Annotated in this window: 7 protein-coding genes; 6 read left to right on the forward strand and 1 reads right to left on the reverse strand. The window is 70.4% G+C overall.

What is annotated here, in order from left to right; all coding sequences use genetic code 11:
* The first annotated feature begins 9 nt into the window (after positions 1-9).
* The 4 genes from ACP56T_RS20845 (at position 10) to ACP56T_RS20860 (ending at position 4,572) form a co-directional block, all read left to right on the forward strand.
* Positions 10-1,086, forward strand: coding sequence for a YeiH family protein (locus ACP56T_RS20845; protein ID WP_430914051.1), 1,077 nt, complete (start codon positions 10-12; stop codon positions 1,084-1,086).
* Positions 1,087-1,142: 56 nt separating this feature from the next.
* Positions 1,143-2,348, forward strand: a complete 1,206-nt coding sequence (gene sorA / locus ACP56T_RS20850) for a SorA family sulfite dehydrogenase catalytic subunit (RefSeq protein ID WP_430914044.1) — start codon at positions 1,143-1,145, stop codon at positions 2,346-2,348.
* Positions 2,349-2,360: 12 nt separating this feature from the next.
* Positions 2,361-2,690 carry a SorB family sulfite dehydrogenase c-type cytochrome subunit gene (gene sorB / locus ACP56T_RS20855; RefSeq protein ID WP_430914045.1) on the forward strand — a complete coding sequence of 110 codons (330 nt, stop codon included), beginning with the start codon at positions 2,361-2,363 and terminating at the stop codon, positions 2,688-2,690.
* Positions 2,691-2,937: 247 nt separating this feature from the next.
* Positions 2,938-4,572, forward strand: coding sequence for an inorganic phosphate transporter (locus ACP56T_RS20860; protein ID WP_430914046.1), 1,635 nt, complete (start codon positions 2,938-2,940; stop codon positions 4,570-4,572).
* A gap of 103 nt (positions 4,573-4,675) precedes the next feature.
* On the opposite strand, the gene ACP56T_RS20865 is transcribed toward ACP56T_RS20860, so the two are convergent.
* Complete coding sequence (locus ACP56T_RS20865) at positions 4,676-5,149, reverse strand: SRPBCC family protein (protein WP_430914047.1); 474 nt, start codon at positions 5,147-5,149, stop codon at positions 4,676-4,678.
* Between the two features lie 124 nt (positions 5,150-5,273).
* Here ACP56T_RS20865 and msrB point away from each other — a divergent pair, with 124 nt between their 5' ends.
* Entirely contained in the window at positions 5,274-5,744 is a 471-nt protein-coding gene (gene msrB, locus ACP56T_RS20870; protein ID WP_430914048.1) for a peptide-methionine (R)-S-oxide reductase MsrB, read from the forward strand.
* Between the two features lie 14 nt (positions 5,745-5,758).
* Entirely contained in the window at positions 5,759-6,457 is a 699-nt protein-coding gene (gene msrA, locus ACP56T_RS20875; protein ID WP_430914049.1) for a peptide-methionine (S)-S-oxide reductase MsrA, read from the forward strand.
* The last annotated feature ends 237 nt before the right edge of the window (positions 6,458-6,694 follow it).

Below are 6,694 nucleotides of genomic sequence, written 5' to 3' on the forward strand. Positions count from 1 at the left end.
AGCGGGAGCATCGTCGATGACGGCAAAGCGGTGACGGGTCCGGCACGGACCCACGCCCTCGGAGCCCGGCTCGCCGGGCTCCTGCCCGGCATCGGGCTCTGCATCGCGGTGACGCTCGTCTCCCTCGGCATCCAGCATGCCGAGGAGGGTGCCTTCGGGCACCCTTACGTCGAGGCGCTCGTCATCGCGATCCTGCTCGGCATGGCGCTGCGCACCGCCTGGGCGCCGAGCCAGCGCTGGCGGGCGGGGATCGCCTTCAGCGCCAAGCAGCTCCTCGAGGTGGCGGTGATGCTGCTCGGCGCCTCGATCAGCTTCGCGGCGATCCTCGCCTCGGGGCCGCTCCTGATGGGGGCCATCGTCGCGACGGTGGTGATGACGATCTTCGCGAGCTTCGCCATCAGCCGCGGGCTCGGGCTGCCGACCAGGATCTCGATCCTGATCGCCTGCGGCAACTCCATCTGCGGCAACTCGGCCATCGCCGCCGTCGCCCCCGTGATCGGCGCCGACGGCGACGACATCGCCTCCTCGATCTCCTTCACGGCGATCCTCGGCGTGGTCATGGTGCTCGGCCTGCCGCTGCTGATCCCGCTCTTCGGCCTCTCGGCCAACCAATACGGCATCCTCGCCGGGCTCACCGTCTACGCCGTGCCGCAGGTCCTGGCCGCCACCGTGCCGGCCGGGCTCGCCGCCACGCAGATCGGCACCCTGGTGAAGCTGGTGCGCGTGCTGATGCTCGGCCCGGTGGTGGTCGCCTTCTCGCTGCTGGCGCCGCGCCTGCGCGGGGACGACCCGAACCCGGCGCCTGCCAAGCGCCTCGGCCTGTCGAAGCTGGTGCCGTGGTTCATCCTCGGATTCCTGGTGCTCGCGGCGCTGCGCTCCCTCGGCCTCGTGCCGGATCTCGCCATCGGCCCGATCACCAAGGTCGCGGGCCTGCTCACCGTGGTCTCGATGGCGGCGCTGGGGCTCGGCGTCGACGTGCGGATCCTCGGGCGGGTCGGCGGGCGGGTGACCGCGGCGGTGACGCTCTCGCTGCTGCTGCTGCTCGCGATCAGCCTCGGGCTGATCCACCTGCTCCGGCTCGGCTGAACGATCGACGACGACGGCCGGCCCGCAGAGGCCGGACCGATAACGGGAGGGACGCAATGATGCATCGACGCGAGATCCTGCGCGGCGCGGGCGCCGCCCTGCTCGCCGCCGGGCCACTGGCCAGCCGGCGCGCGTGGGCGGCACCGGACAGCGTGACCCTGCCCTTCGGCGCGGGCGAGCGCCGGCTGGCGGCCTATCCGGGCAAGCGCCCGCTGCTCCTGACGACGAGCCGGCCGCCGCAGCTCGAGACGCCGTTCGCCGTCTTCGACGAGGGCGTCATCACGGCCAACGACGCCTTCTTCGTGCGCTACCACCTCGCCGACCTGCCCCTCTCCATCGATCCGGACACGTTCCGGCTGGCGGTGAAGGGCACCGTCGAGACCCTGCTCTCCCTGTCGCTCGCCGAGCTGAAGGGGATGCCCTCCGTGGAGCTGGTGGCGGTCAACCAGTGCTCGGGCAACTCGCGCGGCTTCGTCGAGCCCCGCGTCGCCGGCGGACAGCTCGGCAACGGCGCCATGGGCAACGCCCGCTGGACCGGCGTGCCGCTCAAGGCCGTGCTCGACAAGGCCGGCGTGAAGAAGGGCGCGGTGCAGGTCTCGTTCGAGGGGCTCGACGGGCCGGTGCTGCCCGAGACACCGGACTTCGCCAAGGCCCTCGACATCGACCACGCACGCGACGGCGAGGTGATGCTGGCCTGGGCCATGAACGGCGAGGACCTGCCCTGGCTGAACGGCTTCCCCCTGCGCCTCGTGGTGCCGGGCCATTACGGCACCTACTGGGTGAAGCACCTCAACACGATCACGGTGCTCGACAAGCCCTTCGACAGCTTCTGGATGCAGAAGGCCTACCGCATCCCGGCCAATGCCTGCGCCTGCACCGAGCCGGGCAAGGCGCCGGGCTCGACGGTGCCGATCGCCCGCTTCAACGTCCGCTCCTTCGTCACCAGCCTGGCCGACAAGGCGACGGTGAAGGCCGGCGAGACCACCTTGCGCGGCATTGCCTTCGACGGCGGCTACGGCATCACCGAGGTCGCCGTCTCCACGGACGACGGGCGGACCTGGGCCTCCGCCGCGCTCGGCCAGGACCTTGGGCGCTACTCCTTCCGGCAGTGGACGCTGCCGGTGAAGCTCGCCCCCGGCGCCCATGCCATCAAGGTCAAGGCGACCAACCGGATCGGCCAGTCGCAGCCCCTCGACCCGCTGTGGAACCCGCCCGGCTACATGCGCAACGTGGTCGAGACCGTCCGCGTGACGGCGGCCTGAGGGAGGCACGCAATGACGAACCGCATTCCGCTCCGGGCGCTCGCCGCCGGCCTCACCCTCCTCGCGGCGGGCGGGGCGACGGCCGCCCCGCGCAGCTACGTCCTCCCCGAGGAGACCGCCCAGCTCAAGCCCGCCAACAATCACGAGGGGCAGGCCGGGTTGGCGGCGGCGCAGGGCGCCTGCCTCGCCTGCCACTCCGCCGACTACATCGCCATGCAGCCGCCGAAGAAGGGCAAGGCGTTCTGGGAGGCCGAGGTCACAAAGATGATCAAGGTCTACGGCGCGCCCATCGACGAGGCGGACGGCAAGGCCATCGCCGCCTATCTCGCCGAGACCTACTGACACCCTCTTCGGTTGACCTGTTCGGCTGCGGTTGCTCCTCCTCTCCCCGCGCGTGCGGAGAGAGGAGGCCCCGAACGAACCCGCTCCGATCGACAGGAGGCGGTCTGAAACAAGCGCAAACAGCGTGGGACGACACGTCCACCGGCGGGGTTTGATCCCGCCTTGTCACGAAAGCGTCGCCGCCGCCGGCCCAGGGTCCGCCCCGCGAGGATCAACGAATCCTTAAAACTGCGCGGGGCTGATCGATATGGCTGGGTCAACGGTGGGTCATCTGGAGCCGGGAGCGCTCCAACAGGCGCCGGGCGAGCGTCACGGCCGGCCCAATCTCGACGGTAACGGCTCGATCGCGATGGCGATCGTCTTCATGGGCGCCGTCACCGCCGCGCTCCTCTACGTGGGGTACAGCATCTACGCCGACGTGGACGCCACCGGCGCCAAGATGACGAGCTACCTGCCCTACATCCTGCTCTTCGTCGCCCTGGTGATCGCGCTCGGCTTCGAGTTCGTGAACGGCTTCCACGACACCGCCAACGCGGTGGCCACCGTGATCTACACCCACTCGCTGCCGGCCAACGTGGCCGTGGTGTGGTCGGGCTTCTTCAACTTCCTCGGGGTGCTGCTGTCCTCCGGCGCCGTGGCGTTCGGCATCGTCAGCCTGCTGCCGGTGGAGTTGATCCTCCAGGTGGGCTCCGGCGCCGGCTTCGCGATGGTGTTCGCGCTGCTGATCGCGGCGATCATCTGGAACCTCGGCACCTGGGCCTTCGGCCTGCCGGCGTCCAGCTCCCACACCCTGATCGGCTCGATCATCGGCGTCGGCGTCGCCAACGCGCTGCTCCACGGCCGCTCCGGCACCTCCGGCGTCGACTGGACCAAGGCCACCGAGATCGGCTGGTCGCTGCTGCTCTCGCCGATGGTCGGCTTCTTCGCCGCCGCCGCGCTGCTGCTCGCCCTCAAGGTCGCCGTGCGCAACAAGGCGCTCTACGAGGAGCCCAAGGGCAAGGAGCCGCCGCTCTGGATCCGGGGCCTGCTCATCGCGACCTGCACCGGCGTGTCCTTCGCCCACGGCTCCAACGACGGCCAGAAGGGCATGGGCCTCATCATGCTGATCCTGATCGGCACCGTGCCCACGGCCTACGCCCTCAACCGCGCCCTGCCCGACAGCTCCATCGTGCAGTTCCAGAAGACCTCGACCGCCGCCGCCGAGGTCGTCTCCGGCAAGGCCGCCGGCTACTCCATCATCGGCGATCCCCGCCCGGCGGTGACGGCTTACGTCGCGGCCCACAAGCTCGAGGGCGGCACCTACCCGTCGCTGTCCGTGCTCATCGGCCAGATCCGCGATCAGGTCGACCGCTACGGCAGCCTGGCCAAGGTGCCGGCCGACGTCGTCGGCAACACCCGTAACGACATGTACCTCGCCTCGGAGGCCATCCGCTTCCTGATGAAGGACAAGGAGAGCGAGCTCTCCGCGGCGGAAGTCTCGACGCTCAAGTCCTACAAGGGCAGCCTCGACGAGGCGACGCGCTTCATCCCGACCTGGGTCAAGGTCGCCGTCGCCATCGCGCTCGGCCTCGGCACCATGGTGGGCTGGAAGCGCATCGTCATCACGGTCGGCGAGAAGATCGGCAAGACGCACCTCACCTACGCCCAGGGCGCCTCGGCCGAGCTCGTCGCGGCCTGCACCATCGCGGCGGCGGACGTCTACGGCCTGCCGGTCTCGACCACGCACGTCTTGTCGTCGGGCGTCGCCGGGACCATGGCGGCCAACCGCTCGGGTCTCCAGCTCTCGACCCTGCGCAACCTCGCCATGGCCTGGGTGCTCACCCTCCCCGTCGCGATGCTGCTCTCGGGCACGCTCTACGTGATCTTTTCGCGGATCTTCTGAGACCGGGTCTCTCCACGGCTCTCCCCGCCTTCGGAACGATGAAATCGCTCCGAAGGCACCAACATCAGACGAGCCGGCCCTTCGCGGGGCCGGCTTTTCTCGTTCACAGCGTCGCGACGAGCGCCGCGAGCTGGTCGGTGCACAGGCCCCAGCCCTGGTGGAAGCCCATCTTCTCGTGGGTGTCCTTGTCCTCGGCGCTCCAGTGGCGGACGCGGGCGGTGTAGCGGGTGGCCGCCCCCTCCGCCTCGAAGGTGAGGATGCCGGTCATGAAGGGCTTGGCCGAGGGCACCCAGGCGGACGTATAGGCGTCGGTGAAGACGAGCCGGGCGTTCTCCACCACCTCCAGATAGACGCCGCGATTGGGGAATTCCTGTCCGTCCGGCGAGCGCATCACCACGAGGCTCGATCCGCCGGGCCGCACGTCCATCTCCGCATGCGCCGTCGTCCAGGGCGAGGGCGCGAACCAGCGCACCAGCAGCTCCGGCTCCGTCCAGGCCCGAAAGAGCTTCGCCGGAGGCGCCTCGATCAGGCGGGTGAGGACGAGGTCGCGGTCGGCGTCCGGGGCGGCGGCGGTCATGCGGCGTCTCCGTTGCTGTCGCGGACAACCCTAGAGGAGGAGGACGAGCCCGCCAAACCGGGCGTGTAACCCGCGCCGCGCGCCCGCGAATAACCGGACGGGACGAGACCGGAGGAGCCCGCCGATGAACCGCCGCGACAGCCTGCTTGCGGGAGCCTCGCTGCTCGCCGCCCTGCCCTTCCTCCCGCGCCGCGCCGCCGCCGAGGCGTTCGCGGTCAGCTTGAGCGACGCGGAATGGCGCCGCCGCCTGAGCGCGCCGGAATACGCCGTGCTGCGTGGACACGGCACGGAGCGGGCCGGCAGCAGTCCTCTCGACCGCGAGAAGCGGGCCGGCACCTTCGCCTGCGCCGGCTGCGACCTGCCGCTGTTCTCTTCCAAGACGAAATTCGACAGCGGCACCGGCTGGCCGAGCTTCTACGCGCCGCTGGACAACGCCGTCGCCCAGGCGTCCGATACGTCCTTCGGGATGGCGCGCACCGAGGTGCATTGCCGGCGATGCGGCGGCCATCTCGGGCATGTCTTCGACGACGGCCCGGCGCCCACGGGCCTGCGCTACTGCATGAACGGCGTCGCCCTGCGCTTCACCGCCGCCTGACCCCGGAGACCACGATGACACCGCAACGCTCCCTCCGCCTCCTCACCTTCGTCACGGCGCTCGGCCTCGCCGTCTGCCGGCCGGCGGGCGCCGACGAGGCCGCCCGGCGCCTGCCGGAAGCGGCCCAGCCCTCCGCCGAATCCGGCGGGCTCAAGACCGCGACGATTGCCGGCGGCTGCTTCTGGGGCGTGCAGGGCGTCTTCCAGCATGTCCGGGGCGTCACCCGCGCCGTCTCGGGCTATGCCGGAGGCACCAGGGAGACGGCGAACTACCGCAGCGTCGGCGGCGGCGACACCGGCCACGCGGAGGCGGTGCGCATCACCTACGATCCGGCGGTGATCCGCTACGACGAGATCCTGCGGATCTTCTTCTCCGTCGCCACCGACCCGACCCAGGTGAACCGCCAGGGCCCGGACGACGGCACGCAGTACCGCTCGGCGATCTTCCCGGCGGACGGGGCCCAGGCGAAGGTGGCGAAGGCCTATATCGCCCAGCTCGACGCGGCGAAGCTCTACGCGCGCCCCATCGCCACGACGGTGGAGCCCGGCGCCGCCTTCTACCCGGCGGAAGCCTACCACCAGGACTACATGGCCCTGCACCCGAACGCGTCCTACATCGTCGCCAACGACGCCCCGAAGCTCGAAGACCTGAAACGCCTCTTCCCCGAGCGCGCCGCGCCGAAGCCCGTGCTCGTCGGCGACGCGAAGGGCTGAGGGCCGGCTCAACAGTTTCCGGTCGCAGCGTTCGCATCGCCCCCTCTCTCCTCCGCGGGAGAGGGGGCCCGCGAAGCGGGTCGGGTGAGGGGAGCGACGGTGCCGGAAAGGGCGCTCCCCTCTCCCGACCCTCGCTGACGCGAGGCCCACCCTCCCCCGCAAAGGCAGGGCTATCGCACATGAGTAAAGAGATTGAAGAGATAGTCTTTGCTCCACGCGGCGTGCTTCATCTTCTTG

Source organism: Methylobacterium endophyticum (assembly GCF_050591105.1).
Classification (GTDB): domain Bacteria; phylum Pseudomonadota; class Alphaproteobacteria; order Rhizobiales; family Beijerinckiaceae; genus Methylobacterium.

What these genes read in the sequence shown, in the direction of transcription:
- sorA (WP_430914044.1), top strand. Translation starts at nt 1,143, where the DNA reads ATGATGCATCGACGCGAGATCCTGCGCGGCGCGGGCGCCGCCCTGCTC.
- sorB (WP_430914045.1), top strand. Translation starts at nt 2,361, where the DNA reads ATGACGAACCGCATTCCGCTCCGGGCGCTCGCCGCCGGCCTCACCCTC.
- ACP56T_RS20860 (WP_430914046.1), top strand. Translation starts at nt 2,938, where the DNA reads ATGGCTGGGTCAACGGTGGGTCATCTGGAGCCGGGAGCGCTCCAACAG.
- ACP56T_RS20865 (WP_430914047.1), bottom strand. Translation starts at nt 5,149, where the DNA reads ATGACCGCCGCCGCCCCGGACGCCGACCGCGACCTCGTCCTCACCCGC.
- msrB (WP_430914048.1), top strand. Translation starts at nt 5,274, where the DNA reads ATGAACCGCCGCGACAGCCTGCTTGCGGGAGCCTCGCTGCTCGCCGCC.
- msrA (WP_430914049.1), top strand. Translation starts at nt 5,759, where the DNA reads ATGACACCGCAACGCTCCCTCCGCCTCCTCACCTTCGTCACGGCGCTC.